This is a genomic window from Aquihabitans sp. McL0605, assembly GCF_049993875.1.
Taxonomy (GTDB): domain Bacteria; phylum Actinomycetota; class Acidimicrobiia; order Acidimicrobiales; family Iamiaceae; genus Aquihabitans.
In genome coordinates this window covers 2,991,683-3,016,514 of record NZ_CP188252.1, presented here as the reverse complement: position 1 = coordinate 3,016,514, position 24,832 = coordinate 2,991,683, and the positions used below count along the sequence as shown (strand labels likewise).

Annotated in this window: 21 protein-coding genes; 6 read left to right on the top strand and 15 right to left on the bottom strand. The window is 73.6% G+C overall.

Annotated features, from left to right (window positions below; all coding sequences use genetic code 11):
* Nucleotide 1: 1 nt before the first annotated feature.
* The 4 genes from ACPPVX_RS13960 to ACPPVX_RS13945 all read right to left on the bottom strand — a co-directional run bounded on the left by ACPPVX_RS13960 (nucleotide 2) and on the right by ACPPVX_RS13945 (nucleotide 2,364).
* Nucleotides 2-652, bottom strand: a complete 651-nt coding sequence (locus tag ACPPVX_RS13960) for a hypothetical protein (protein WP_426571169.1) — start codon at nucleotides 650-652, stop codon at nucleotides 2-4.
* A gap of 77 nt (nucleotides 653-729) precedes the next feature.
* Nucleotides 730-1,221, bottom strand: a complete 492-nt coding sequence (locus ACPPVX_RS13955) for a hypothetical protein (protein WP_426571168.1) — start codon at nucleotides 1,219-1,221, stop codon at nucleotides 730-732.
* 20 nt (nucleotides 1,222-1,241) lie between these two features.
* A complete protein-coding gene (locus ACPPVX_RS13950; RefSeq protein WP_426571167.1) occupies nucleotides 1,242-1,673 on the bottom strand; it encodes a nitroreductase/quinone reductase family protein in 432 nt (143 codons plus the stop codon).
* Nucleotides 1,674-1,734: 61 nt separating this feature from the next.
* Nucleotides 1,735-2,364: a maleylpyruvate isomerase family mycothiol-dependent enzyme gene (locus ACPPVX_RS13945; RefSeq protein ID WP_426571166.1), complete on the bottom strand. Its 630-nt coding sequence runs from the start codon at nucleotides 2,362-2,364 to the stop codon at nucleotides 1,735-1,737.
* A gap of 66 nt (nucleotides 2,365-2,430) precedes the next feature.
* On the opposite strand from ACPPVX_RS13945, the gene ACPPVX_RS13940 reads away from it, so the two are divergent.
* Complete coding sequence (locus ACPPVX_RS13940) at nucleotides 2,431-3,012, top strand: hypothetical protein (protein ID WP_426571165.1); 582 nt, start codon at nucleotides 2,431-2,433, stop codon at nucleotides 3,010-3,012.
* A 64-nt stretch (nucleotides 3,013-3,076) separates the two neighbouring features.
* Here the strand turns inward: ACPPVX_RS13940 and ACPPVX_RS13935 are convergent, their stop codons facing one another.
* A complete protein-coding gene (locus ACPPVX_RS13935) occupies nucleotides 3,077-4,906 on the bottom strand; it encodes a DUF4214 domain-containing protein (RefSeq protein ID WP_426571164.1) in 1,830 nt (609 codons plus the stop codon).
* Nucleotides 4,907-5,015: 109 nt separating this feature from the next.
* Here ACPPVX_RS13935 and ACPPVX_RS13930 point away from each other — a divergent pair, with 109 nt between their 5' ends.
* Nucleotides 5,016-7,919: a DEAD/DEAH box helicase gene (locus tag ACPPVX_RS13930; RefSeq protein ID WP_426571163.1), complete on the top strand. Its 2,904-nt coding sequence runs from the start codon at nucleotides 5,016-5,018 to the stop codon at nucleotides 7,917-7,919.
* Nucleotides 7,920-7,960: 41 nt separating this feature from the next.
* Here the strand turns inward: ACPPVX_RS13930 and ACPPVX_RS13925 are convergent, their stop codons facing one another.
* The 6 genes from ACPPVX_RS13925 to ACPPVX_RS13900 form a co-directional block, all read right to left on the bottom strand.
* Complete coding sequence (locus ACPPVX_RS13925) at nucleotides 7,961-9,418, bottom strand: amidase (RefSeq protein ID WP_426571162.1); 1,458 nt, start codon at nucleotides 9,416-9,418, stop codon at nucleotides 7,961-7,963.
* A gap of 51 nt (nucleotides 9,419-9,469) precedes the next feature.
* Entirely contained in the window at nucleotides 9,470-10,456 is a 987-nt protein-coding gene (locus ACPPVX_RS13920) for a glycerate kinase (RefSeq protein ID WP_426571161.1), read from the bottom strand.
* Nucleotides 10,457-10,515: 59 nt separating this feature from the next.
* Complete coding sequence (locus ACPPVX_RS13915; RefSeq protein WP_426571160.1) at nucleotides 10,516-11,928, bottom strand: alpha,alpha-trehalose-phosphate synthase (UDP-forming); 1,413 nt, start codon at nucleotides 11,926-11,928, stop codon at nucleotides 10,516-10,518.
* 48 nt (nucleotides 11,929-11,976) lie between these two features.
* Nucleotides 11,977-12,753: a trehalose-phosphatase gene (otsB, locus tag ACPPVX_RS13910; RefSeq protein WP_426571159.1), complete on the bottom strand. Its 777-nt coding sequence runs from the start codon at nucleotides 12,751-12,753 to the stop codon at nucleotides 11,977-11,979.
* A 45-nt stretch (nucleotides 12,754-12,798) separates the two neighbouring features.
* The gene (locus tag ACPPVX_RS13905; protein ID WP_426571158.1) at nucleotides 12,799-13,395 is read right to left on the bottom strand and encodes a LytR C-terminal domain-containing protein; all 597 of its coding nucleotides are present in this window, start codon (nucleotides 13,393-13,395) and stop codon (nucleotides 12,799-12,801) included.
* Between the two features lie 85 nt (nucleotides 13,396-13,480).
* On the bottom strand, nucleotides 13,481-14,419 hold the full coding sequence (locus ACPPVX_RS13900) for an LOG family protein (protein ID WP_426571157.1): 939 nt from the start codon (nucleotides 14,417-14,419) through the stop codon (nucleotides 13,481-13,483).
* Between the two features lie 92 nt (nucleotides 14,420-14,511).
* Here ACPPVX_RS13900 and ACPPVX_RS13895 point away from each other — a divergent pair, with 92 nt between their 5' ends.
* The 3 genes from ACPPVX_RS13895 to ACPPVX_RS13885 are packed head-to-tail and all read left to right on the top strand — an operon-like array spanning nucleotide 14,512 to nucleotide 16,638.
* Nucleotides 14,512-15,285, top strand: coding sequence for a phytanoyl-CoA dioxygenase family protein (locus tag ACPPVX_RS13895; protein ID WP_426571156.1), 774 nt, complete (start codon nucleotides 14,512-14,514; stop codon nucleotides 15,283-15,285).
* Nucleotides 15,285-15,851, top strand: coding sequence for an HD domain-containing protein (locus ACPPVX_RS13890; protein WP_426571155.1), 567 nt, complete (start codon nucleotides 15,285-15,287; stop codon nucleotides 15,849-15,851). The genes ACPPVX_RS13895 and ACPPVX_RS13890 overlap by 1 nt, the downstream gene beginning before the upstream one ends.
* 25 nt (nucleotides 15,852-15,876) lie before the next feature.
* Nucleotides 15,877-16,638: a phosphotransferase family protein gene (locus tag ACPPVX_RS13885; protein ID WP_426571154.1), complete on the top strand. Its 762-nt coding sequence runs from the start codon at nucleotides 15,877-15,879 to the stop codon at nucleotides 16,636-16,638.
* Nucleotides 16,639-16,644: 6 nt separating this feature from the next.
* Here the strand turns inward: ACPPVX_RS13885 and ACPPVX_RS13880 are convergent, their stop codons facing one another.
* On the bottom strand, nucleotides 16,645-20,370 hold the full coding sequence (locus ACPPVX_RS13880) for a DUF4214 domain-containing protein (RefSeq protein ID WP_426571153.1): 3,726 nt from the start codon (nucleotides 20,368-20,370) through the stop codon (nucleotides 16,645-16,647).
* A 210-nt stretch (nucleotides 20,371-20,580) separates the two neighbouring features.
* On the opposite strand from ACPPVX_RS13880, the gene ACPPVX_RS13875 reads away from it, so the two are divergent.
* Nucleotides 20,581-20,931: a hypothetical protein gene (locus tag ACPPVX_RS13875; protein WP_426571152.1), complete on the top strand. Its 351-nt coding sequence runs from the start codon at nucleotides 20,581-20,583 to the stop codon at nucleotides 20,929-20,931.
* 54 nt (nucleotides 20,932-20,985) lie between these two features.
* On the opposite strand, the gene ACPPVX_RS13870 is transcribed toward ACPPVX_RS13875, so the two are convergent.
* The 3 genes from ACPPVX_RS13870 to ACPPVX_RS13860 form a co-directional block, all read right to left on the bottom strand.
* On the bottom strand, nucleotides 20,986-23,130 hold the full coding sequence (locus tag ACPPVX_RS13870; protein WP_426571151.1) for a putative bifunctional diguanylate cyclase/phosphodiesterase: 2,145 nt from the start codon (nucleotides 23,128-23,130) through the stop codon (nucleotides 20,986-20,988).
* Between the two features lie 175 nt (nucleotides 23,131-23,305).
* Nucleotides 23,306-23,938, bottom strand: coding sequence for a sterol desaturase family protein (locus ACPPVX_RS13865; protein ID WP_426571150.1), 633 nt, complete (start codon nucleotides 23,936-23,938; stop codon nucleotides 23,306-23,308).
* On the bottom strand, nucleotides 23,938-24,723 hold the full coding sequence (locus ACPPVX_RS13860; RefSeq protein WP_426571149.1) for a TetR/AcrR family transcriptional regulator: 786 nt from the start codon (nucleotides 24,721-24,723) through the stop codon (nucleotides 23,938-23,940). The genes ACPPVX_RS13865 and ACPPVX_RS13860 overlap by 1 nt, the downstream gene beginning before the upstream one ends.
* Nucleotides 24,724-24,832: the final 109 nt, after the last annotated feature.

Below are 24,832 nucleotides of genomic sequence, written 5' to 3'. Positions count from 1 at the left end.
GTCAGGGCCCGAAGATGGTGCCGGTCACGTCGATCACCTGCTTGGGGCTGCTCACGTTGTCGACCTGGAGGGTGAGCGACGCGCCGTCTTCGCGGTACCAGGTGCAGAACAGCGAGCCGGCGGCCCCTTGGCACCCGTCGGGGAGCCAGTGGTCGGCCGGCTTGTAGGTGAGGCCGGCCAGCTCGGCCCGGGCGGCGGGCGTGGCGTAGGCGGCGACGGACGACAGGCTGCCGGTGCGCCAGGCGTGGAAGGTGCGCCCGGCCTCGTTGCTGCCGAGCGAGATGCGCTGCACCGAGCTCACCTTGTGGGTCTGGCTGGTGACGCCCAGGATCAGCCGGCCCTCGAGCTTGTTCACCCACGTGCAGTAGGTGGTGCCGGCCGTGCCCTGGCAGGTGATGAAGCCCCACTTGGCGGTGGTGGTGTACGGCTGGCTGAAGAGCTGGGTCTTGGCCGAGCTGGTGATCATGGTGGAGGTGGCCGCCGCCGGGTTGTCGGCCTTCCAGGCGTCGAACACCTTGCCGGCGGGGCTGACGGGCACGTCGCAGGCGGCCAGGAGGACCAGCGCGACGGCGATGGCGACGCCGACGCCGGCGGTGCGGCGGGCACCGGACCGCTCGGTTCGAGGGGCACGACGAGCAGGGGCGACGGGCATGGGGAGCTCCTCACGGTGGACGGTCCCCCTGATCATCCACCCTGGACACCCTTCCAGCCAGGGATGGGCGCGCATCGCTACTGGGGAAGCGGCGGCATCTGCGGGAGCGCCGATTCGAACAGCCCGGCTTCGAGCCCGTCCAGCACCCGGTCGACCTTCTGGTGGGCCCGCACGCGCTTGGCGAACGGGAGCAGCTCGGCCACGTCGATCGCCGAGGTGACCTCCTCGAGCGCGGCGAGCACCGGATCGAGCTCTCGCGCCAGCTCGGGCCGGCCCTCGCCCAGACCCAGCACCGAGGCCCGCAGCCGCTGCACCCGGCGCTCGAGCTTGCGGCGCCCGAAGCGGTCGGCGATGGCGGCCGGTGCCGGGTCGACGCCGTCGGCGGCGAGCTGGGCCCGGCGCGAGCTGCGCTCGGCCCGCCACTCCTTGGCGTTGTCGGAGATCGAGCGGCCCTGCTTGGCCAGCTGGGCCCGGACGTCGGGGTCGCTGAGCCGCTGCAGCGCGATGAGGGCCAGCGAGATCGAGACCCGCTTGAGGTCCTTCGACGCCTTCTTGGGAAGCTCGGCCATCTCCTTCAGCCTGCCATGGGTCAGCCAGCGGGGGTGAGCAGCACCAGGGGGATCTCCCGCTCGGTCTTCTCCTGGTACCCGGCGTAGTTCTCGTGGCTGCTGGTGATGGTGGGCCACAGGCGGGCCCGCTCGTCGGCTCCCGCGACCGCGGCGAGGTAGGGCTTGGCGGCCGCCCCGGCGTAGGCCACCTCGACCTTCGGGTCGTCTCGCAGGTTGAGGAACCACGCAGGATGGGTGTCGTCGCCGCCGCGGGAGGCGACCACCACGATGGCGTCGCCCTCCTGGAGCGGCGAGGTGAGCATGACCGAGCGCTTCTGGCCGCTCTTGCGCCCGGTGGTGGTCAGCTCGAGCACCTTCATGCCGCTGGCGCTCCACCCGATCTTGCCGAACGACACCTTGAGGACCAACCGGTGGGCGGCGTTCATGGTCTTGAGGGCGAGGTCGCTGGGCATGACAGCACGCTACTGGCGACCGGCCGACCCTCGCGGGGCCGCGAGCAGCAGCCAGCTGGACTCAGGCGCGGACGCGCAGGAGGTCGGCGCCCGGGCCCTGGAGCTGGGCCACGCACGCGGCCCGGCCGGCCAGCGCGCCCGCCATCGCCAGGGCGGGACCCTGGACCAGGTGGTCGCCCTCGCCGAGCGGGAGGTCGAGGTCGTCGGGCTCGAGGCGCAGATCGTCGGAGCGGACGGCGCCGAAGCCGCGCCCGGCCTTGCGGGTGAGCAGGAACGGCAGCGAGACCGCCAGCGCCTCCGGCGCGACCGCCACGGATCGGCCGAGCGGCTGGAGGATGTCGATGCCGTGGACGATCACATCGGTCAGCGGCGCCTCGGGCCCGAAGCCCGGCGGCGTGAAGCGGTGGGCGGCGTTGGCCCGCAGGATCTCGATGCACGCGTCGGGGTCGGTCCGGTCGGCCAGGTCGATCGCGAAGCGGGCGTTGGCCCGGTCGAAGCTGCCTGCGGCCTTGACGATCCCCGTGAGGAAGCCGACCACGCCCATGGTGAACGGGACGTCGAGGTGGGCGAGGACCTCGCCGTTGGTCCACTCGCCGCAGAGCGACGGCCGATCCCAGTCGTCGTCGGCCAGGTCCTGGAGCTCGTCGGCGAGACGGAGGCGTTCGGCGGCGATCAGGGAGAAGGTGTCCACGACGCGACGCTACGGCAGCGCCCGCCGATCGTCAGGCGGCACGGGAGCGCGTGGCAGCATCGGACCATGACGCCTCCCGCTGACCCGACCACCGATGGGGAGCTCCCGTTCGGCGGATGGGTGCTGCGGGCCGGTCAGGATGCGCTCGACGTCGATGCCGCCCTCGCCCGCTTCGGCCAGGTGTGGCGCTGCCCGATCCCGTCGTCAGAGCGGGCCGCGCAGATGGAGCCGGGCCAGCCCTGCTTCCTCGTCCGGACCGACCGGTCTCGCGTGATCGGCATCTGGGCGGTGGGCGAGGTGGTGGCACCGTGCCTCTCGCTCCCCGCGGGCACCGCGCTCCTCCCGGGCGAGGCCGGCATCGTGCCCGACGGCACGGAGACGCTGGCCCGGTCCTACGCCGAGGTCGAGCTGCTCCCGCTCGCCAAGCCCATCGCGCTCGACAAGCTGCTCGCCGACCCGGTCCTGGCGGCCAGCGAGCTGGGCCGCGCCGCCGACCTGCTCGATCCGCTCGCCCTCACCCCTCGTGAGCTGCGGGCCGTGGAGGCCATCGAGTTCTGGATGGAGCCGCCGAGCGACGAGCTGCGCGCCGCGCTCGACGCGGTGCTGGCCCGCGAGGACGACATCTTGGACCGCCTCGACGGCGCCTGACCGCGGCGGGGCCGGCGCCCGATCCGGAGCGGGTGCTCGGATCGGCCCGAGCACCCGCTGCGCATCAGCCGGCGCGGGTGGCGAACGACGGCTGGTGGATCTGGTCGCGGACCAGGGTGGCCAGTGAGGTGGGGAGGGCCAGGGCGGCAGCGAAGGCGTTGCGCTGGACCAGCGTGGGGGTGCGGCCGAGGAGGTGGATGTAGATCACCGCGGCGTCGGTGTTGCCCACCTGCTTGCGCTTGTACTCGCTCGACTCGGAGAAGTTGGTCATCACCTGGCCGCGGTTCTTCTTCTTCTGGTCGAGCTGCGCCGTCCAGTAGGCCACGCCGGACGCCTCACCGGGGCGGCCCAGCACGTTCTCGTAGATCTTGTCGACGAAGGCCTTGTTCGACAGCGGCCCGTAGCGGTTCGTGAACTCGCTCGACGCGGCGAAGCTGCTGGAGATCTTCGTGAGCGACCACCCGCTGCGCTTCTTGCCCAGCCAGTAGTTCAGGCCGTTCGCGTCGGGCACCCGGACCAGGTAGGCGGAGTACAGCCGCACCGTCGGGTCGACGTTCACGGTGGCGTCGGTGCCGGTGCGCAGCGCCGCCACGAGGTCGCCGGGGAGCTTGGCGCCGCTGTTGAGCTGGGCCAGCCACGACGCCTTCTCGGCGCTGGTGGGCGCCTGGCCCGTGAGCCACGTGTACATCTCGGTGACGGCCACGGGGCCGGAGGTCCAGGGCATCCACCACTGCGGGGTGACGGCGGTCGACGCGGCCGACTGCGGGCCGGTGCCCACGGCGTTGGTGGCCGCCACCTCGAACGTGTGGACCACCCCGTTGGCGAGGCCGGTGATGGTCGTCGAGGTGGTCCCGGCGGGGAGGGTCACGGTGGGTCGGGCCACGCCAGCGGCGTAGGGCGTCACGACGTAGCCGGTCAGGGCGGACCCGCCGTCGGATGGCGGCGCCGTCCACACCACCGTGGCCTGGCCCTCGGCGGCCGTCACCGCGCCGATGGCGGGTGCGCCGGGGACCGTCGCCACCGGGGCCGCGACGGTGATCGAGACGGTGCCGGAGTCCGACAGCGAGCCGTCCGACGCCGAGAACGTGAACGAGTCCGGGCCGGAGTACCCGTTCGCCGGCGTGTACGTCAGGTTCGGGGCCGTGCCCGACAGGGCGCCGTGCGCCGGGCTGCTCGTCGTCGCGAACGTCAGCGGGCTCGACTCGGGATCGGTCCCGGCCAGCGTGATCGCCTTGGCCGTTCCGTACGCCACCGCCACCGACTGATCCGTCGCCGTCGGCGCCTGGTTCGGCGGATCGACGACGGTCGTGCTGATCAGCACCGTGTTGGGGTTGGTGGCGGTGCAGCTGGCGTTGAACGGACCGAGGAACGTGCTCGCCTTGGCGGTGATGGAGGTCGGGGACGTCCACGAGATGGTGCGGGCCGGGCCCGCCACCGTCGTCTTCATCTGCACGTCGGGCACCGAGGGCGGCGTGCCGCCGTTGGTGATCTTCACGCTGCCGGTGAACGTGGCGGTGAGCGAGCTGCCGCTGACCGACCAGGTCTGGCCGCTGAAGCTCGACGGGGTGAAGGTCACGTCGTCGATGGTCACGCCCGTCGGGATCGGGACCACGATCTTCACCTCGGTGACGGTGACGTCGACGGGGACATCGCCCACCGGCACCGGCACGTGGAGGGTGTCGTTCACGACGCTCCCGGCGACCACCGGGTCGACGTCGTCGGTGCCGGTCACCGAGGCGGTGGCCGTGGTGGAGTTGATGATCGGGATCCCGGTGCAGCTCACCTCCAGCGGCGTGGCGCCATCGGCCCCCGCCACCCCCGGTGCGACGAGCGCGATGCCCGCCCCCAGCACCACCGCAGACAATGCGGCAGCAAGCGCGCGTCGTGAACCCATGTGTGTCTCCCCCCGGAGTCGTCCCCTTGTGGGCGGCGACCGTACCAGCGCTGACGTGGGCGCGCGTGCGCGTTCGGGCCGGCCGCGATGCCGGGTGCACAATGGCCCCATGGGTGGTCACGGCGACGACGAGCGGCTGCAGCGCGAGGCCACCACCGCGTCGATCCTGCGGGCCTTGTCCACGCTGGCGGTCGACCGCCGCAAGGTGGGCTACGACGTCTCCGGCTCCGGCCCCACCGCGATGGCGTGGCTCGGAGCTCTGCCGAGCAACGCCGACGACGGCGACCCCACCCGGCTCGGGGCCGTCGGCACCGGCGCAGCGGCGGTGTCGAGCCCCGACCTGCAGGGCCTCCAGCGCTACGACGCCCTCACGCCCGACAGCGCCGACCTCCGCCTCGGTTGGCTCTGGATGGTCGGCACCGCCCTGATCGAGGGGCAGCGGCAGCGGGTGGTCCTGCCCCTGCTGAGCCGGCCCGTGCGCATCCACCAGCTCCCCGCCATCACCAAGAAGGCCGACGCCACGTGCACCATCGAGCCGATCACGGCCTGGGACCTCTGGCCGCTCATCGAAGACCCCGACGTGGCCTCCCAGCTCGAGGCCGAGGCCACGTTCGGCGGCGGCGCCCTCGATGCCACCACGCCCCAGGCGCTCCTCGACCGGCTGCCGATGCTGCGGTACTGGGTCGACCACGTGGTGGCGGCGTCGGGGCTGCCGAAGATCCGTCAGATCCTGATCCCCACCGATCCTCGATCGGTCACCTCGACCGACCTGGTGGCGATCGCCGGGTACGGGGTCTACGCCGACGTCGGCGCCGACCCGTCACGCCCCAAGGAGACGCTGGCCAACTGGAGCACCAACCCGGCCGCGGCCGGCTCCGCCTTCGCATCGCTGTACCTCGGGCCGGCGCCGGACCAGGCGACCGATGACGGCACCGCGCCGGGCTCCACGCCGATCGCCTCACCGTTCCCGCTCACCGACCGCCAGAGCGACGTGATCCACCGGGCCGGGCGCGACCCGATCACCGTGCTCTCCGGCCCGCCCGGCACCGGCAAGAGCCAGACCGCGGTGGCCGCCGCCCTCCACGCCATCGGCAAGGGCCAGTCGGTGCTCGTCGCCACCCAGTCCCCCATGGCCGCCGACGTCCTGGCCGAGCTGCTCGACCGCGTCCCCGGCCCCACGCCCGTGCTGTTCGGCGGCGGCGAGCGCGCCGGCACGCTGGCCGAGAAGCTGGCCGATGGCATCGGGGCACCCACCACCGCCGACCCCGCCCACCGCGACACCGCCGCGGCGGCCACCGTCGGCACGCTGACCACCGCGATCGACGCCGACCTCGACGCCCTGGCGGCCGACGCAGCCTGGCGCACGCTCTGCACCACGCTGCCGGCCCGGCTCGACGACGCACCGCTGCTCCTCGACGTCGACGCCACCGTCCGTCCCGCCGATGCCGACGCCCTGCTGGAGCGCTGCCGCCAGGTCCGCGGCGTGTTCGCCTCGTGGCGGCTGCGGCGCGCCGAGCGCGCGCTGCGCACGCTCGTCGGCGCACCCAGCACCACGAGCCTCGACGACCTCGCCCACGCCGTGGAGCTGGCGCGGGTGCGCGAGCGGGCGCGCCGCGCCGCGCCCGGCGACCGCACCCAAGCCGACCAGCGCTGGGCCACGCTCGTCGACGCCGAGCGCGTCCACCGCACCGCCCTCGCCAAGGACCTGGCGCAGGACCTGGCCGAGCGGCCCGACGGCGACGCCCGCCGCGCCGTCGCCGCGCTGGCCACCGCGCTCCGCTCCGGCCGGGCCGCCCGCCACTCGCACCTGGCCGCCATCGACGTCCACCAGCTCACCAAGGCCCTGCCCCTCTGGGTCGGGACGCTCGGCGACATCGAGCACCTCCTGCCCGCCACGGCCGCCGCGTTCGACCTGGTGATCCTCGACGAGTCATCCCAGATCGACCAGCTCGCCGCCAGCGCCGCCCTGCTCCGCGCCGAGCGGGCGCTCGTCATCGGCGATCCCCGGCAGCTGCGGTTCGTGTCCTTCCTGTCCGACGGCCAGGTGCGCGCGGCGCTGCGGACCGAGGGGATCAGCGAGCTCCACGACCGCCCCGACCTGCGCCGGGTCAGCGCCTTCGACCTGGCCGCGTCGTCCTCGCCGGTGGCCTTCCTCGACGAGCACTTCCGCTGCGTCCCCCACCTGATCGGGTTCTCGGCCCAGCGCTTCTACGACGGCCGCCTCACCGTGGCCACGCGGCACCCGCGCAACGAGCACCTCCTCGCCATCGACGTCCACCGGATCGACGGCGAGCGGACGAAGGGCGTCAACCAGGCCGAGGTGACCCACGCCGTCGACCTGGTCGCCGAGCTCCTCGCCTCCACCACCGGGTCCATCGGCGTGGTCAGCCCGTACCGGCCGCAGGTCGATGCGCTGCGCCGCGCCGTCGGCGAGCGCATCCCGATCGAGCAGCTCCAGACCGGCCGGGTGCGGGTGGCCACCGTCCACGGCATGCAGGGCGCCGAGTGCGACGTCGTCATCGCGTCCTTCAACACCAGCGAGGCTGGACGGAGCCGGGCGTTCCTCGAGGACCCCAACCTGTTCAACGTGCTCATCACGCGGGCCCGCCAGCGGTTCGTCGTGCTGGTGGCCCACGACGCGCCCCACCAGGGGCTGCTCGCCGACTACCTCCGCTGGGCCGACCACGAGCCCGAGCAGCCGCCCGACGCCGGCCCGGCCGACCCGTGGACCGCGGCGGTGGCCGGGGTCCTCCACGACCAGGGCACCACGGTCCGCGCCGGCTACCGGGTGGGGCGGTGGACGATCGACCTGGTCGTCGGCGACCGCGCCGACGCGGTGGCCGTGGCCACCCGCGTCCACCCCGACGGCCCGCAAGCCCACATCGAGCGACACCTGGCCCTCGACCTAGCGAGCTGGCGCCAGGCCGAGGCCTTCCCCGCCACCTTCGACGGCGATGCGGTGGCCACCGCCATGGCCATCACCGATCTGCTCCCGGTCCACCCGGCGAACTGACCGGCGCGGGCTCCCGCCACCCGTGCTCAGGCGCGAGCCGGTCAGGCGCCGGTCCACACCGGCGGGCGGCGGTCGGCCCACGGGTGGGCCTGCTCGAGCTGGGCGGCGATGCGGATCAGGACGTCCTCGCGGGCAGGTGCGGCCACGAGCTGCATGCCCATCGGCAGGCCCTCCTCGCTGACGTGCAACGGCACCGAGATGCCGGGCTGGCCGGTGATGTTGAACGGCGCGTTGAACGCCGACGGCGACACGGACCGGAACAGCCCCGTGAGCGGCTCCTCCTTGGTGGAGCGGAACTGGCCGAGCGTGGGCGGCAGCTCCGGCAGGGTCGGGGTCAGCAGCAGGTCGAACCCGTCGACCTCCCACCACGCCACGGCGCGACGGGTGATGGCGTGGAGCCCGTCGATCGCGGCCAGGTACTGGGTGGCGCTCACCAGCCGGCCCGCCTCGGCGATGGCCCAGGTGCCGGCCTCGAAGCCGTCCTCGGTGAGCGGCGCGCCCACCAGCTCGGAGAGGTGGTCGAGCTCGAGCGCCACCCAGGCCGTGTAGGCGGTGAGGAAGTGGGCCGTGGCCGAGCCGTCGGCGAACGCCGACGGTGACGCCTGCTCGACGCGGTGGCCCAGCTGCTCCAGCAGGTTGGCGGTGGCCTCCGTGGCCGCCGCCACCTGCGGGTCGACCTCGACGCCGCCATCGAACGAGGTGGCGGTCCAGCCGATGCGGAGGCTGCCGGGATCGGCGGTGAGCTCGTCGACGTAGGGCCGCGCCGGCGGCGGCGCCCAGTAGGGATCACCCACGCCGGGACCGGCCACGGCATCGAGGAGGGCGGCGGTGTCGCGGACCGAGCGGGTGACCGCCAGCCGGGCGACCAGGCCACCCCACGCTTCGCCCAGGTCGGGGCCCAAGGTGGAACGGCCGCGGGTGGGCTTGAGCCCGACCAGTCCGCACTCCGACGCCGGGATGCGGATCGAGCCGCCGCCGTCGCCGGCGTGGCCCATCGGCACGATGCCCGCCGCCACCGCGGCGGCCGATCCACCGCTGGAGCCGCCGGTGGACCGACCCAGGTCCCACGGGTTGCGGCTGGGCCCGTAGGCCTCGGGCTCGGTGGTGGTCACCAGGCCCAGCTCGGGGGTGTTGGTGCGGCCGATGAAGACCAGGCCTGCGTTGCGGAACCGGGTGGTCAGCTCCGAGTCGTGCGGGGCGATGTACCCGTGGTCCTTGAGGAACTTGGTGCCGCAGTGGAGGGGCTGGCCGGCGGCGGTGCCGTCGAGGTCCTTCAGCACGAACGGCACGCCGGTGAAGGGTCCCTCCGGCAGCGGCTCGTGCGCTTCGGCGATGGCCTCCTGGTAGCGCGGGTGGATGATCGCGTTGATCTCGCCGTTCACCTTCTCGGCACGCGCCACGGCACCCTCCACCAGCTCGGCGGCGGTCACCTGACCCGAGCGGACCAGCTCGGCCTGGGCGGTGGCATCGAGGGCGGCGACATCAGCGAGATCGGTCATGGCCGCACCATACGTTCGCCGTCCCGGCCTTGCTCGCCCCCGGGGGCGGGGTCAGAGGGAGGCGAGGTGGGCGGCGACGGCTTCGGTGATGCACGCCGCCGTGTCAGCCATCGCCCGCTCACGGCCGAACGAGGAGACCAGGGAGACCGCGGGCACGCGGTCGCCCACCCCGTCGAACACCTCGCCCGCCACCACCAGGATCGGGACGCCGAACTCGGCGGCCAGCCCGGCGAGCCCGCCCACCACCTTGCCGTCGAACGAGGCCTCGTCGAGGAAGCCCTCGCCGGTGACCACCAGGTCGGCCTCCTCGACCGCGGTGGCCAGGTCGAGCTCGTCGGCGATCAGCTCGAACCCCGACTCGACCGTGGCCCCGACCGCGGCCAGCCCGCCCGCCAGGCCGCCGGCCGCGCCGCCGCCGTCGATCGTGGTGACGTCGACGCCGTGGTCCTCGAGGTACACCTGGGCGAGGCGCTCGAGCCGGCGCGACAGCAGCTGCACCTGGCTGGCGGTGGCGCCCTTCTGCGGGGCGAACTGCTCGGCGGCGTCGAGGAAGCGGCAGTGGACGTCGACCGCCGCCACGAGGTCGACGCCCTTGAGCCGAGCCGCCGGGAACAGGGCCCGGAGCGCCGCCAGGCCGCCGTCGGTGGTGGCCGAGCCGCCGTGGCCGACGAAGATCCGCTTGGCCCCGCCATCGAGCGCCTCGACGATCAGCTCACCCGTGCCGGCGGTGGACGCGGCGATGGGGTCGTTGGCCTCGGCGCCGCCCGCCAGCAGCAGGCCCGACGCCTGGGCCATCTCGATCACCGCCGTGCGGCCCGAGAGCCGCCAGCCGGCCGGGACCGGATCGCCCAGCGGACCGGTGACCACACTGACCTTGTTGGCGCCACCGAAGGCCTCGGTGAACCCTTCGCCGCCATCGCTCATCGGCACCTGGCGGGTGCGGGCCCGGACACCGCGGCCGGCGGCGGCGATGGCCGCGGCCGCCTCCGAGGCCGTGGCGGTGCCACGGAACTTGTCGGGGGCGGCGAGGATGCGCACGCACCCATGGTGCCCGACCCGGCCGACCCCTGGCACCCGACGCCCGCGACACGCCGCGTTCAGGCCTCGCCGGCGGCGAGCTGATCGGCCAGCCACCGCGCCGGCGTGCGGGCGGCCGCCGCCGCCCGCAGCTCGCGGGCCCGGCGCGCCCGCTCGGGGGGCGGCGCGTCGAGCGCGTCGCCCAGGGCGCGGGCCGTGGCGCCCACGTCGAACGGGTCGGCGCGCCAGGCGCCGTTGCCGCCGAGCTCGTCCCAGGCCCCCGCTTCGGGCGACAGCACGAGCTGCCCGTCGCGGCGGGTGAGCAGGGCCGCCTCCTTGGCGACGAGGTTGAGCCCGTCGCGGATGGGGTTGACCAGCACCACGTCGGCCCGCTGGAGCGCGGCGACCGAGCGGGGGTAGTCGTCGTGGGGGTCGTAGGCGATGGGCGTCCAGGTGGCGGTGCCGAAGCGCTCGTTGACCTCGGCGACGCGGGCGGCCACGGCCTGCGCGTACCGGTCGTACGCCGGCACCCCCTGGCGCGAGGGGTACACGAACGCCCCGAAGACCACCGTGCCGTGCCGGTGCGGCTCGGCATCGAGCAGCGCCTCGTACGCGTCGAACCCGCGCAGCACGTTCTTCGACAGCTCGAGCCGATCGACGCGCACGATGAAGGCGCGGTCGCCCACCAGCTCGTCGAGCTCGGCACGCGCGGCCTGCGTGGCGGGAGCCGATGCTGTGGCCTCCAGGTCAGCCTCGTCGGGGCCGAGCGGCGCCACGAACGTGCGGCACGCCGGCACGCCCAGCGCCGCGCACGAGTCGGTGAAGTCGTGCTCCCACCGAGGCGAGTGGAAGCCGCACGCGTGGTGGGCGGCCATGCCGTCGAGCAGCTCCCGGCCCACGGCCCCAGGCAGCATCCGCAGCCAGGCGGGCGGGGCGAACGGCGTGTGCGAGAAGTGCACCAGGTGCAGGTCGGGGCGGGCCTCGCGCAGGGCGGGGGCCATCAGGCACAGGTGGTAGTCCTGCACGAGCACGACGGCGTCGGCCGGGGCGTCCCGGGCCACCGCCGCGGCGAACGCCTGGTTCACCTGCCGGTAGGCCTCCCACGGCCCATCGGCCCACCCCGAGGGCCACGATGGCTCGTAGACCGGGTCGAACAGCCCGTGGTGCGCGAACCACAGGGCCTCGTTGCACACCCGGTCGTAGAAGGCCACCCAGGTGTCGGGGTCGATGTCGATGAGCCGCACCCGGAACCCCTCGGCGGTGGTGACGCCGCGGCCGGCGACGACCCGGTCGCCGTCGGTCATCGACGCCGCCACCCAGATGGTGTCGGTGTCGCGCACCATCGGCCCGAGCCCGCTCACCAGGCCGCCCGCTCCGCGGCGGGCCCGGACCCCGTCGGGCGCGTCGCCGTCGACCTCGAACGACACCGGGCCTCGGTTGGACACGATGACGATCGGTCGACCCTGGTGCTCCACGGTGTCGCTGGCGTCCATCGGGGTCACCCTAGAAGGCGGTCCGGCCGCTGCCGACCGGCCGGGCGATCAGGGCCGCAGCGCCTCGAGCAGGCGCACGATGGCCAGCTGGTCGGGCAGGACCAGCTGGACGCGGCGGCGCACGTCGTCGGGCAGCTCGGGCCCGTCGATCGCCACCGACACGCCTCGTTCGCCCAACCCGAGGTGGTCGAGCGCGGCGAACGCCGGCAGGTCGCCCACGTCGTCGCCGGCGAACAGCACCCCGGTGGCGTCACCCGCGAGGTCTCGCAGGGCGCTGCCCTTGTCGGCCGGGATGGGTGGGTGGAGCTCGACGGACATCTTGGCGGGCCGGATGTCGAGGGCGAGGCGGCCGCCCACCTGTCGGGCCAGGAGCTCGGCGCCGTCCTGCAGCTCGGGGCGGGTGCGGACGTGGAGCGTGATGGACAGGCCCTTGGGCTCGACGCCGATGCCGTGGAGCTCGGTGCCCGGGGCCGTGGCCGCCTCGATCTCCCGCACCGCCTCGGCCACCACCGGGCGCCAACGCGGTGCCTCGGGGTGCCCGACCACCTCGCCGCCCACCCGGCGCTCCAGGCCGTAGAGCCCGGAGAGCGCGACGGAGGACGGGAGCACCCCGGCGAGGAACGCCACCGGCCGCCCCGACACGGCGCCCACCAGCCGGTACGACCCGGCCAGCTCCTCGAGCAGCTCGGTCACCCCGGGCAGGGCGGTGGCCGCCGCGGGGTCGTCGACCACCGGAGACAGCGTGCCGTCGAAGTCGAACAGCAGCACGGTGGCCGCCGGATCGGCGCGCAGCGGCGCCACCACGGAGGCGAGGTCGAGGGGCACGGCGAGACAGGGACGGGGCCGCGGCCGCAAGGCGACGGCGGCGCGTCAGCCCGTGGTGGTGGTGGTGGAGCCGGTGCTGCCGCCAGCAGCCGTGGTGGTGGTGGTGCCGGAGACGGGCGGCTGGTCGGCACCCAGCACGACGACCACATCGGCATCACCCACGGCGGTCCCGGCCGGAACGTCGGCGATGGGCTTCACCGCGTCGGTGTTCTTGCCGATCACCCCGGCGACGGCGATGGCGTCGGCCTGGAAGTCGGGTGCGTAGTAGATGGTGGTGGTGGTGGCCGCCGCGGCGTTGCCCGGCGTGTTCATCGTGTAACCGCTCTGCCCGATGGTGCTCGACACGGTGCCGGCGGCGCCGGTCTGGCCGCTGCCGTTCAGCACGACCACCTTGACCTCCGAGGGGGTGTGACCCGAAGCGGCGGTGGTGGTGGTGCCCTCGGCCGCCGTGGTGGTGGTGCCACCCAGGGCTGCCGTGGTGGCCGGGCCGCTGTTGGTGTCGGCCGCGCTCTTGTTGCCGCTGCTGCCGCCGTCGCCCCAGCTGAACAGCAGCAGGAAGCCCACCACCAGCGCCACAGCGAGCACCAGGAGGCCACGGACATTGCTGTCGAGGCCGCCAGGCCGAGCTTCGGGTGCGGTCATCGAGGGTGCCGATCGGTGGGGTGCATCCGGACCAGCGTTGTCGGCCGCACCACCTGATGCAAGCACCCCTCCGCTCGACGGCTGCTCACCGGCGCTCGAGGAACGCCAGGATCTCCCCTGGTTCTGGCGTCACGACGACCGATTCGCGGTACTGCGGGTCGCCGAAGAGGGCCTGCAGGACGGGCAGGACGGGCAGCCGCTCGCTCCAGCACGCGTCGGTGTCGAGGAACGCCATCGGGCTGAACCGGCCGTCGACGACCCGGTACACGTTCTGCGTGGCGTCCTGGAAGATCTCCTGCACCGTGCCCGCGCTGCCGGGCGCGTAGACGACGCCGTCGACGGCGATGGAGAGCAGCCCGTCCTCCCGCAGCGGGTTCGAGAAGTACTTGGCGATGTGCGACGCGAACGGTGTCGGCGGCTCGTGTCCGTAGAACCAGGTGGGGATGGCCAGGCTCTCGCCTCGGCCGCCCGGGTCGAGCTCGGCGAGCAGCCGGAACGCCGGCACCTGCCACCGGTGGATCGCCGCCAGCATGTCGATGTCGACCACACCGCCGGGCGCCACCAGGCCCGCGGCGGGCGGGAAGTCCGGCACCGTGGCCAGGTCGGCCAGCGCCGAGGTGAGCGCCAGGTCACCCGCGTTGGCCAGCACGGCGCCGAGGTGGGTGGCCTCCATCGCTCCGGGCCCGCCGCCCGACACGACGAGCACGCCGTCGCGGGTGAGCGACCGGGCGAGCGTGGCCACCTGCTGGTACGCAGCGTCGTCGCGGGCCATGGCGTGGCCGCCCATGATCGCCACCACCCGCCGCCCTTCCAGCAGGGTGGTCCGCTGCTCGGTGACCGACTGGTCGTGGAGGGCCCGCAACATCCCCACCTCTCGGTTGGGCGCGAGGAGCGTCGACCGGTAGGCGCGGAAGTCGGGCGTCGACGCGTACGACGCGGGATCGTCGACGGAGAAGCCGGCGAACAGCTCGTCGGGCGAGTACAGCTCCGAGCGGAACGGCAGGACGGGGAACACGTCTTCCACGGCTCGAACCTAACGGCGCACCTACCCGTCCACCTGGGCTTCCGCCCGGGTCGGGGCGCGTCGGCCCGGCCAGCGGGCAGACTCGGTGGCCGATGGACACCACCACCGATGACCTGGCCGCAGGCGTGGCCCACTTCCGCGAGACCGGCTGGCTGCTCACCCAGACGCTCGACGCCGAGGGGGTGGCGGAGCTCCAGTCGTGGGTCGACGAGGTGGCGGCGTGGCCCGACGACGGCCAGGGGTGGATGCACCACCGCGAGCTCACCGACCAGGGGCCCAAGCTCTGCCGCAGCGAGAACATCATCCCGTTCCACAAGGGGCTCCGCGATCTCCTCACGACAGGACAGCTGCTCGACACGGCCTCGGCGCTGCTCGGCCAGCCGGCCGTGCTCTACAAGGAGAAGGTCAACTACAAGCTGGCCGGCGGCGCCGGGTACGCACCGCACCAGGACGCGCCCGCCTACCCGTTCATCGATGCGCACGTCTCGTGCATGGTGGCGGTCGACGACGCCACGCTCCAGAACGGCTGCCTCGAGGTGGTGGAGGGCATGCACCACGAGGTGCTGGCGATGGACGACGGCGGCTGCATCGCGCCCGACCTGGTGGCGTCGTACGAGTGGAAGGCCGTCGAGGTCCCCGCCGGCTGGACGCTGTGGTTCCACTCGCGCACCCCGCACCGCAGCGGCCCCAACGACTCCGGCGTGCCCCGCCGCGCCCTCTACCCCACCTACAACGCGCTCGCCGAGGGCGACCTCCGCGCCGACTACTACGCCGAGAAGGTGGCCCGCTTCACCGCCGAGGGCGGCCGGGCCGACGGCATGGTCCAGGTGTCGCTGATCAACGACTTCCAGGGACGCGCCGTCTGATGCCCGCCGCCTCGGTCGCCGACGTGCTGGCCCTGTTCGACGGGTGGGCCAGCGACCCGTACGACGAGGAGGTGTCGCAGCTCGACCACGCCCTGCAGACCGCGGCGCTCGCCGTGGCCGACGGCGCCACCGACGAGCTGGTGGCCGCCGCCCTGCTGCACGACGTGGGCCACCTCCTCGACCTGCGCGACCGGAACCACCACGACCACCGTGATCTCGACGACGCCGTCGACCTGCACCACGAGGCCCGAGGCGCCCGGTGGCTGGCCCCCGTGTTCCCGCCCGCGGTCACCGGGCCGATCGCGCTGCACGTGGCGGCCAAGCGCTACCGGTGCGCCGTCGAGCCCACGTACCACCAGGGGCTGTCGGCCGGGTCCACCGCCAGCCTGGAGCGCCAGGGCGGGCCGATGGCCGCCGACGAGGTGGCTGCGTTCGAGAAGCGGCCCACCCACCTCGACGCCGTGCGGCTCCGGGCCTGGGACGACGGCGGCAAGGTCGACGGCCTGGCGATCCCTCCGCTCGCCACCTACGTCCCCCTCCTCGAACGGGTCGCCGCCGCCTCCTGATCGAGCCGGGGCCTACCCTCGGCCGATGGACGTCGACGAGAGGCGCACGCCGGACGACGAGGTCGGGCGGCAGATCGCCGCCGGGCGCGACGCCACCATCCACGCGATCGGGACCGACCGCGTCCTGCGCCGCATCCCTGGTCCCCAGCGCGACCTGCTGCCCGAAGCCACCGCCATGGAGGCGATCCGGGCCACGGGCTACCCGGTGCCGGAGGTGTTCCGGGTCGGTCCCGGGGAGATGGTCCTGGCCCGCATCGACGGCCCGACGATGCTCGACGACCTCGAGGCGCACCCCTGGCGGATCGACCGCCACGCCCGCACCCTGGCCGACCTCCACACCCGCCTGCACCGGATCACGCCGCCACCCGGGCTCGTGGCCTACCACGTGCCCGGCGACGCCGTGCTCCACCGCGACCTCCATCCGGGCAACGTGATCCTCTCGCCCGACGGACCGGTGGTGATCGACTGGACCAACGTGCAGCGGGGCGACCCGGCCGCCGACGTCGCCCTGTCGTGGATCCTCATGGCCGCGTTCGAGCTCGACGACGAACCGATCACCGGCTCCCTCCCGCACCGGGCCTTCGTGCGCGCCGAGCGGGCCATCACGCCGTGGATCCGCAAGCGCCTGGTCGCCACGTTCCTGCGAGCCAGCGGCGTCGTCGAGGAGGCCCGCGCCGTGTTGGCGGCCGCCGCCGAGGATCGGCTGCTGGACCGGAACGTCCGGCCGGGCGAGGCGCTGGCCATCAAGGCCCTGGTGGCGCGAGAGGCCCGACCGCACCCGGGGTGATGCCGGTCAGCGCACCAGGGCTGCGGCGTAGTACTCGTCGCTCGATCCGAGGGCGATGGCCAGCCTGATGTCGGACGACGTGGCCAGCTGGGCGACGCCGGCGCTGAGCTCGGCGGCGGTGGGCTGGCGGCGGAGCAGATCGACGTACTGGACCGTGACGCGCCGCCGACGGGACTCGTTGGTGGCGTAGAGCTGCTTGGCCATCGACAGCCGCGAGGTGCCGCCGTCGAGCTTGGCGACCCACGAGGCGCGCTCGCCGGTGGACGGGACCCGGCCGAAGATGGCCTGGAACGTGGCGTCGACGAACCCGGTGGTCGTGCCGCCGGTGTGGCCGAGGTACTCGTTGGACGCCGTGAGGTTGAGGACGAGCGTGGCGATCGGCATGCCGGCCTGCACCCGGTCGGCCCAGTACTCGCGACCCGACGGATCGGGGGTGCGCCCGAGCACGTCGGTGAACGCCCGGGTCACGATCTTCACCGAGTACTCGTGGGACCGAGACATCTTCAGCACGAACGAGGCGCGGGTCTCCTTGCCGGTGTCGAGGCGCCCGCTCCAGTACGCCTGGCCGCCGGCGTCGGCGGTACGGCTGAGGAAGTCGCGGTAGACCGCGGCGACGTAGGCCTGGGTCGGCGTGGCCACCTGGATGTTCGCCAGCACGGTGTCGGAGAGGTCGGTGCCGTCGAAGGCCCGGTAGGCGAAGAAGTCGGGGCCGGAGTAGCCGGCGGTGGCGGTGTAGGTGAACGACCCGTCGTCGCGGAGGGCCACCAGGCCGTGCTGGGCGCCGGTGACGATCGACGCCGTGAGCGGGTGGCCTCCGGGGTCGGTGTCGTTGGCGAGGACGCCGGGCGCGGCGACCGTGAGGGCCCGCCCCGAGACCGCCGCGTACGAGTCGGCGGTGGCCACGGGCGGCCCCTCGCCGGTGCTGGCCCGCGCGCACGTGGAGCCGGCGAGCTGGAGGGAGAAGGCCCGGATCGAGCCGGTGTCGCCCGAGGCCGAGTCGACGGCCTTGAGCGTCCACGTGCCGTGGGGGTCCTCCCCGTCGAAGGCGCTGAGCGGCGTGGCCGGCCTGAACGTGCCCGTGAAGGGCGCTGCGGTGGAGGGCTGGTCCTGGATGGGCGTGTCCGAGGCGTCGCTGAACACCGTCTGGCAGAGGTTGTTGCCGCTCTCGCCGGCTCGCGCCATCAGCACGGCTGTGGTCCCGTGGGGCGAGGTCAGCGAGAGGGTGAGATCGCCCACGTAGGAGTGGTCGATCCCGACCGTGGTGGACCCAGAGGCGGCCGAGCACGCCCTGCCGCCGATGGTCACGGTGAGGCCCTGGATGAGCGCCGTCGAGGCCACCGACACCGACGCGCTCCCGCCCGCTGCGCTCTTGTCGGGGACGGCCACGACACCGCCGCGGTAGGCCACGTCGTCGACGGCTGCGGGCTGGCCCACGACGACCCGCACCGGGAGCTCGACGGCGGGCTGCGATCCGCCCGCGTAGGACACGGTGAGGGTGAGCGAGAGGGTGGCGCCGCACGCGCACCCGGGCGCCACCGCGATGCGCAGCGGCGTCCCGGTGGGCGACCCGGTGGCGCCTGGGGCGATGGGGCCGTAGCTCGTCGTGCCCTGGATGACCGTGGCGTCGGCCGAGTCGGAGGTCAACGTGGCGGTGATGCCGGTGGCCGGGGCCACGCCGGCGTTGGTGAGCAGCGTCGAGACGGTGGCCGTCTCACCGGGCTCGACGAACCCGTCGCCATCGCCGGCCTGGGGCGTGATCGTGGTGGTCCCGGCCGCGAGCTTCGCCCGGCCCGTGGCCCCGACGGCCACCAGGAGCGCCCGCGCCATCACGATGCCCGCGCCGGTGTCGGGGTCGACCCCCGCGGCCTCGATGTCGAGGGCGCTCGCCGCCATGGCGGCCTCCAGCTGGCCCGGCGTGAGCGAGGGCTTCGCCTCGAGCGCCAGGGCCGCCAGCGCGGCGGCGTCGGGCGCGGCGGCCGAGGTGCCGAAGAACGGGTTGTAGCCGGCGGTGGCCGTGGTGATGCCGTCGGCGGCGGTGAGGTCGACGGCGTTGCGCGCCACCCCGCCGGTGGCCGTGAGGTTCCCCGGGGTGATCGCCGCGCCCGATGGCGTGAAGTACTGCCGGACGGGACCGTCGGACGAGAACACCTCGCTGACGCTGGAGCTGGTGAACAGCCCGGGGTACGGACCGGTCGGGCTCGACCCGTTCAGCGCGGCGGCCGCCGGCGTGGCCGCCACCGACACCGCGTCGACGCTGGCGTTGTGGCCGCGGACCGAGCCGCCGGTCCCGTACGCGAGCCGGCCGCGGTTGGTGTAGAGGACCAGGTAGCGGCTGGCCGCGGCCGCCTTCTTGGTGACGACCACGCGGCCGCCGACGGGCGAGGTGCTGATCGACTCGGCCGGGTTCTGCGTACCGCTCTGGATGTTCGTCGACGAACTGGTGATCGCGGTGCCGTCGCTGTTGAGGAGGTACAGGTCGTAGTCGTTGGCCGAGGCCCCCACGGGATCGGACCACTGCAGGTTGAGCTGGCCGCCGGTGGCCGTGATCGCGTTGTACCCGACGCCGTGGCCCCAGCCGTGCACGCGCATCCCGGTGGGGAGCGGAGCGGCCGAGGCCCCGGCGTCCTGGAAGTCGCCCTGCCAGGTGCCCGACGTGCCGTCGGCGAGGTTGCCGCCGTTGCCCGCCGAGGTGAAGTAGGTGGCGCCCTGCGCCCGGACGGTGGAGATGGCCTGGGCCACGGGCCCGTCCTGCATCGTGGGCTCGGCGAAGTAGGTGATGTCGTCGACGATGATGCCGCAGCCCGACGCGCGCAGGGCGACGATGTTCTGGGCGAACGAGGCCTGCCCGTTGAACCCGCTGGCGAAGCCGAGGCCGGCGCCCGGGGCGATGTCGTGGATCAGCTCGAGCATCGCCGTGCCCTCGTCGCCGGTCCCCTCCTGGCCGCTCACCACGTCGACCGCGGGGAGGTCGCCGCTGCCCTGGCGCAGCGCCAGGCTGTCGACGCCGTCGGACAGCACGCACACCTTCACGCCCGCGCCATCGAGCGCGTAGTCGGCGCGGACGGTGTCGGCCCCGTGGACCACGTCGGCCTCGCTGGCGGCGCTGCCGGCCGACGACGTGGCCGCGTCGCCGGCCACCCGGTTGGTGGTGGCCTCGTCCGCCGGCCGCACCTCGGCCACCTCGCCGCGACCCGCGAGGGTCACCACCGCATCGAGCGGCACCTCGGCCCGCACCGCGCCGTAGGCCGGGACGCTCGCCACGACCGAGCCGCCGCTCGTCGCGATGGATCGGAGCAGCGCGGGGGTCACCTCGGCATCGATGTCGACGAGCACCGATCCGGCGTCGGGGGTGACCGTGCTGCGGAGCTCGGGCGCCCCCTCCACGGCGACGCCCGTCGCGTCCTCCTGGACCGCGTAGAGGAGGTTGGAGTCGACCTTCTGCTCGGCGGGCGTCCGGCTCGCCTTGTCGTCGGCGATGGCCTCCATCTGATCGGCCACCGAGGGATCGCCCTGCCCCGACGCGCTCGTCGCCTCCGGCGCGGCCGGTGCGGCCTGGGCCCTCGTGCCCGGCGCGGCGGCGGACGCCGTGGCGGGCCCGACGCTCGGTGCCGCGGTGGGGGCCGGCCCGGCTTCGGCCGCGGCAGGGAGGCCGACAGCCGAGGCGACGACGAGCGCCAGCGCCAGGGCGCGGCGCCAGGGCCGTCGCCCGCCGGCGGTCCCTGCTTGGTGCACCCGGTCGATCCTTGTTCCGTGGTCGTCGTCCTGCGTCGCTCCGGCGCGCTCCATCCGCCCCGCGACCCTCCAGCCTAGGCGGCGACCCTCGATCGGCCAGGGGCAGGGCGGGCCTGACCGCGACCTCGCTCGACCCCGTCCGCGGGAGCAGATCAGGGAAATCGGTCCGTATCCCTATCGGGCGGCATGTTCGGTCCGACCTGTTGACCCATGGACCACGCGTTGGGCTTCACCCTGAAGTGGATCGGACGCATCTTGATCCTGGCCGCCGTGTTCGTGCTCGTGAGCAGCCTCTTCCTGCCCGATGCCGTCCAACCGCTGAACTCGACGCTGTGCCCGGCCGGCACCAAGCTCGACAACGGCCGCTACGCCCAGCCCGGCAGCCCCGACAACGCCAAGCTCGAGCTGGTGTGCACCGGCGCAGAGCACACCGAGGTCGTGGCCCACAAGCTCCTGCTGTTCGTGATCGGGCTGATCGCGGTCGGCCTGGCCTCGATCTACCTCGGCCAGCGGATCGTCCGCCCCCAGTTCCACCGACCCGTCACGCCCTCCCTGCACTGACCGGCGCGCCCGGCCGGCCGCCGGGCCGGGCCGCCGCTCCGCTGCCGGGCCCGCTCAGATCGGGGCCGGGGTCGCCAGGTCCGGGGGCAGCACGATGGCGGGCGACGACGCCGCGTCGGGGTGGAGGGCGTCGCCGGGCGCCGGGTAGCCGAGCAGGAAGCCCTGGCCGTAGTGGCAGCCGAGCGCTTGGAGGCTGCGCAGCTGGTCGAGCGTCTCGATGCCCTCGGCGATCACCTCGAGGCCGAGGGACCGGCCGAGGCTGACCACCGCCCGCACGATCTCCGCATCGCTCGGATCGACGCCCAGGCCGGCCACGAACGTGCGGTCGAGCTTCACCGACTGGATGGGGAAGCGCTTGAGGTAGGCGAGGCTCGAGTAGCCGGTGCCGAAGTCGTCGATCGACAGCCCGACCCCCAGCTTGTGGAGCCACTCGACGGCCCGCAGGGTGGCCCGGTCCGCCCCGATCACCGTGGCCTCGGTGAACTCGAGCACCAGGTCGGCGGGGGCCAGGCCGTGATCGTCGAGCCCCGCCTGCACCTGCTCGGTGAAGCCCGGCGCGCCCAGCTCGCGGGCCGACACGTTCACGGCCATCTGGCGCGGGGAGCGGCCGCCGTGCTCCGCCCGCCAGGCGGCCAGCGTGGCGCACGCCCGGTCGAGCACCAGGGCGCCGACCGACACGATGAGCCCGGACTCGTCGGCCACCTCGATGTACTCGCCCGGCAGCTCGAGGCCGCCGTCCTCGCCCCGGATGCGCAGCAGCGCCTCGGTGGCGGCCAGGTGGCCGTCGGCGAGGTCGATGATCGGCTGGTAGTGGACCTCGAGACGGTCGTGCTCGAGCGCATCGCGCAGCACCTGCTCGGCGGTCATGCGCCGCAGCGCGGCGGTGCGCAGCGACTCCGTGAAGACGTGGTAGCGGTTCCGGCCCTTCTCCTTGGCCCGGTAGAGGGCCGTGTCGGCATCGCGCAGCAGGTGCTCGGACCCCCGGCCGCTGTCGTAGGCGATGCCGATGGACGCCGTGACCGTGACCATCCCCTGCGGCAGCTGGATCGGCGCCGCCACCACCTCGCCCACGCGCTGGGCCAGGGCGATGACCTCCTCGGTCTCGCCCACCGACTCCACCAGCACCACGAACTCGTCGCCGCCGAGCCGGGCCACGGTGTCACCGGCGCGCACCACGCCCTCGAGCCGCTGGGCCACCTCCACCAGCAGCTGGTCGCCCGCCTCGTGGCCCATCGAGTCGTTGACGAGCTTGAACCGGTCGAGGTCGAGGAACAGCAGCGCGGTGAGGTCGCCCAGCCGGCGGGCCCGGTCGACGGCGTGGCCCAGGCGGTCGTTGAGCAGCGCCCGGTTGGGCAGGCCGGTGAGCGAGTCGTGGAACGCCTGCCAGGCCAGCCGGGTGGCCGCCTCCGCCCGTTCGGTCACGTCGCGGACGTTGGCCACGATCCCGCTCACCGCCGGGTCGCTGAGCCGGTTGGTGGCGACGATCTCGACGTGGCGCCAGTCGCCGTCGGCGGTGGCCACCCGGACCTCGGAGAGCGCCGTGAGGGACGGCTCGATGACGAGGCGACGGAACACCTCGTTCAGCTCCGCCTGGTCATCAGGGTGCACGACCGACGTGAACGGCGTGCCCAGCCAGGCGCCGTGGGCGTACCCGAGCAGCCGCTCGGCGGCGGGGCTGTGGTACGTGATGCAGCCGTGCTGGTCGATCACGCAGATGATGTCGGTGCTGCGCTCGACGAGGGCGGCGAACCGCTGCTGGCTCGACCGGAGGGCCTCGTGCGCGGAGGCCAGGGCGTCGATCGTGGCCCGGCGCTCCGTGATGTCCTGGACGTGGGAGATGAAGTAGCGGGGCTCGCCGTTCGGGTGGCGCACCATCGACACGTCGAGCTGGATCGGCACCTCGTGGCCCTGCGCGTGGAAGTAGCGCTTCTCCATGGAGTACGCCGAGATCTCCCCGGCGATCATCTCGCGCACCTGGGCGAGGTCGGCGTCGAGGTCGTCGGGATGGGTGATGTCCTGGAACGTGAGGGCGAGCAGCTCGGGCGCGGTGTAGCCGACGATCCGGGTCAGGGCGTGGTTGACCCACATGAACCGACCGTCGGGCGAGACGAGCGCGATGCCGATGGGCGCCTGCTCGAACGCGAGCTGGAACTCCACGGGAGCACCGTCGATGCGGGGCACCACGACCGCATCACTCATTGGGCTACCCCTTCCCGACCAGCTGACGATGCCACGAGGTGAACATCGGCGCGCTTCGACCGGAACTGAACGACAGGAGGTCAGCTTAGGTTCGGCCTGGTCGCATCGGGACGGGAACCCGTCCGGAGGTCAGGTGCGCGTCAGGTGCGCGTCAGGCGGGCGTTCATGCGGGCGTTCAGGCGTCGGGGGCGACCGACGCGAAGGCCCGGGCCCGGTCGAGCTGCGCGGTGCGCTCATCGGTGCCCAGGGCGCCGACCAGCACGTAGTCGTCGGCGAACTCCGCCTTCAGCTCACCGTGGGCGTCGAGCATCCAGGCCTGGGCCATGCGGCGCGGCACCCGCACCTGAGCAGGCACCTCGAGCGTGCCGAACACCCGGTCCCAGATGGGGAGGGTGACCCCGTGGTTCGAGTTCGGGTGGCCGAAGTGGTGGTGGAAGTGGTGCTTGCGCAGCCACCGCTGGTACCCGGTGGAGGGGGCGGAGAGGTGGGCCTGGGCGTGCTGGTACTCGTAGAAGAAGTAGCCGGCGGTCCAGCCCACGGCCACGGTGATCCCGAACGCCAGGCTCACGGTGACCCAGCCCAGCGGCATCCACAGCACGAACCCGACGAGCAGCATCCCGGCCCAGCTGAGCAGGTGGATCGAGGAGAACGACCACCCCGCCGCCACGTGGTGGTTGAGGTGCTCGCGGCTCATGATCCCCTTGCCCTTGAGCTCGTGCATCGCGAAGCGGTGCAGCAGGTACTCGAAGAGGTTCCAGAGCAGGAAGCCACCGGCGAACGCGGCGCCGAGGAGCAGCGCGGTGGCCATCACGCCTCCGCCTCCGACCGGGCGGCGCGGGCCCAATCGGCGGAGAGGGCCCGGGCCGAGGCCAGCACCGCCGCGTCGGCACCCCAGCCCACCAACAACGTGTCGGTGAGCTGGGAGCCGAGCGCCTCCCCCGTGGTTGGCAGCCCGGTGACCAGGCCGTCGGTCAGGAGCGCGCCGTTCAGCGCCACCACCCAGGCCAGGGTGCGGGCGAACGACGCGTCGACCGTCTCGCCGAGCGGGCCGACCATCGGCTGCCCGGGCTGCATGGCGCCCACCTCGGCGGCCGCAGCGAGGAGCCGCTGCGGCTGGGCGAGCACGTGGAGCGCCGCGGGCACCACGCCGCCGGCGTCGTCGACGTCTTCGACACCGGGCGTGACCAGGAGCTGCTGCTGGAGGCGGAACTCTCGGCGGTGGCGGACCGGGGCGTCGAGGAACAGGTCGGAGAAGGCGCAGAGCTTGGCCAGGGCCGAGGTGGCGAGGTCGACCCGGTCGCCGGCGGCCCGGGCCCGGTCCCAGGCAGCCTCGCTCTCGGTGCCGACGCGGGCGAGCACCACCAGCGCCCGCTCCTGGAGGGCGGCCATGAGCGCGCTGCGCGACGAGAAGTAGGTGTAGAGCGACGCGGTGGCGTAGTCGCCCGCATCGGCGAGCGCCGCCATGGTGAGCCCGTCGACCCCGTGGTCGTCGACGATGTCGAGCGCCAGGTCGAGCAGGTGGTCTCGGCGCGCCTCGCGCTTGCGAGCCCGGCGGTCGATAGGTTCCGAGGTAGCGACGTTTTCCGAAGGCACGTCGGAAAACGTACCCACATCGCTCCATCTGGTCAACCCCCCACCCAAAACGCACGAACTTGTTGCAGCCAGTGCTCCATGGAGCACTGGCTGCAACAAGTTCGGTGGT

Excerpts from the sequence above, each read along its gene's own strand:
- ACPPVX_RS13960 (WP_426571169.1), bottom strand. The coding sequence starts at position 652 with ATGCCCGTCGCCCCTGCTCGTCGTGCCCCTCGAACCGAGCGGTCCGGT.
- ACPPVX_RS13955 (WP_426571168.1), bottom strand. The coding sequence starts at position 1,221 with ATGGCCGAGCTTCCCAAGAAGGCGTCGAAGGACCTCAAGCGGGTCTCG.
- ACPPVX_RS13950 (WP_426571167.1), bottom strand. The coding sequence starts at position 1,673 with ATGCCCAGCGACCTCGCCCTCAAGACCATGAACGCCGCCCACCGGTTG.
- ACPPVX_RS13940 (WP_426571165.1), top strand. The coding sequence starts at position 2,431 with ATGACGCCTCCCGCTGACCCGACCACCGATGGGGAGCTCCCGTTCGGC.
- ACPPVX_RS13935 (WP_426571164.1), bottom strand. The coding sequence starts at position 4,906 with ATGGGTTCACGACGCGCGCTTGCTGCCGCATTGTCTGCGGTGGTGCTG.
- ACPPVX_RS13930 (WP_426571163.1), top strand. The coding sequence starts at position 5,016 with ATGGGTGGTCACGGCGACGACGAGCGGCTGCAGCGCGAGGCCACCACC.
- ACPPVX_RS13925 (WP_426571162.1), bottom strand. The coding sequence starts at position 9,418 with ATGACCGATCTCGCTGATGTCGCCGCCCTCGATGCCACCGCCCAGGCC.
- ACPPVX_RS13915 (WP_426571160.1), bottom strand. The coding sequence starts at position 11,928 with ATGGACGCCAGCGACACCGTGGAGCACCAGGGTCGACCGATCGTCATC.
- ACPPVX_RS13905 (WP_426571158.1), bottom strand. The coding sequence starts at position 13,395 with ATGACCGCACCCGAAGCTCGGCCTGGCGGCCTCGACAGCAATGTCCGT.
- ACPPVX_RS13895 (WP_426571156.1), top strand. The coding sequence starts at position 14,512 with ATGGACACCACCACCGATGACCTGGCCGCAGGCGTGGCCCACTTCCGC.
- ACPPVX_RS13890 (WP_426571155.1), top strand. The coding sequence starts at position 15,285 with ATGCCCGCCGCCTCGGTCGCCGACGTGCTGGCCCTGTTCGACGGGTGG.
- ACPPVX_RS13885 (WP_426571154.1), top strand. The coding sequence starts at position 15,877 with ATGGACGTCGACGAGAGGCGCACGCCGGACGACGAGGTCGGGCGGCAG.
- ACPPVX_RS13875 (WP_426571152.1), top strand. The coding sequence starts at position 20,581 with ATGGACCACGCGTTGGGCTTCACCCTGAAGTGGATCGGACGCATCTTG.
- ACPPVX_RS13870 (WP_426571151.1), bottom strand. The coding sequence starts at position 23,130 with ATGAGTGATGCGGTCGTGGTGCCCCGCATCGACGGTGCTCCCGTGGAG.
- ACPPVX_RS13865 (WP_426571150.1), bottom strand. The coding sequence starts at position 23,938 with ATGGCCACCGCGCTGCTCCTCGGCGCCGCGTTCGCCGGTGGCTTCCTG.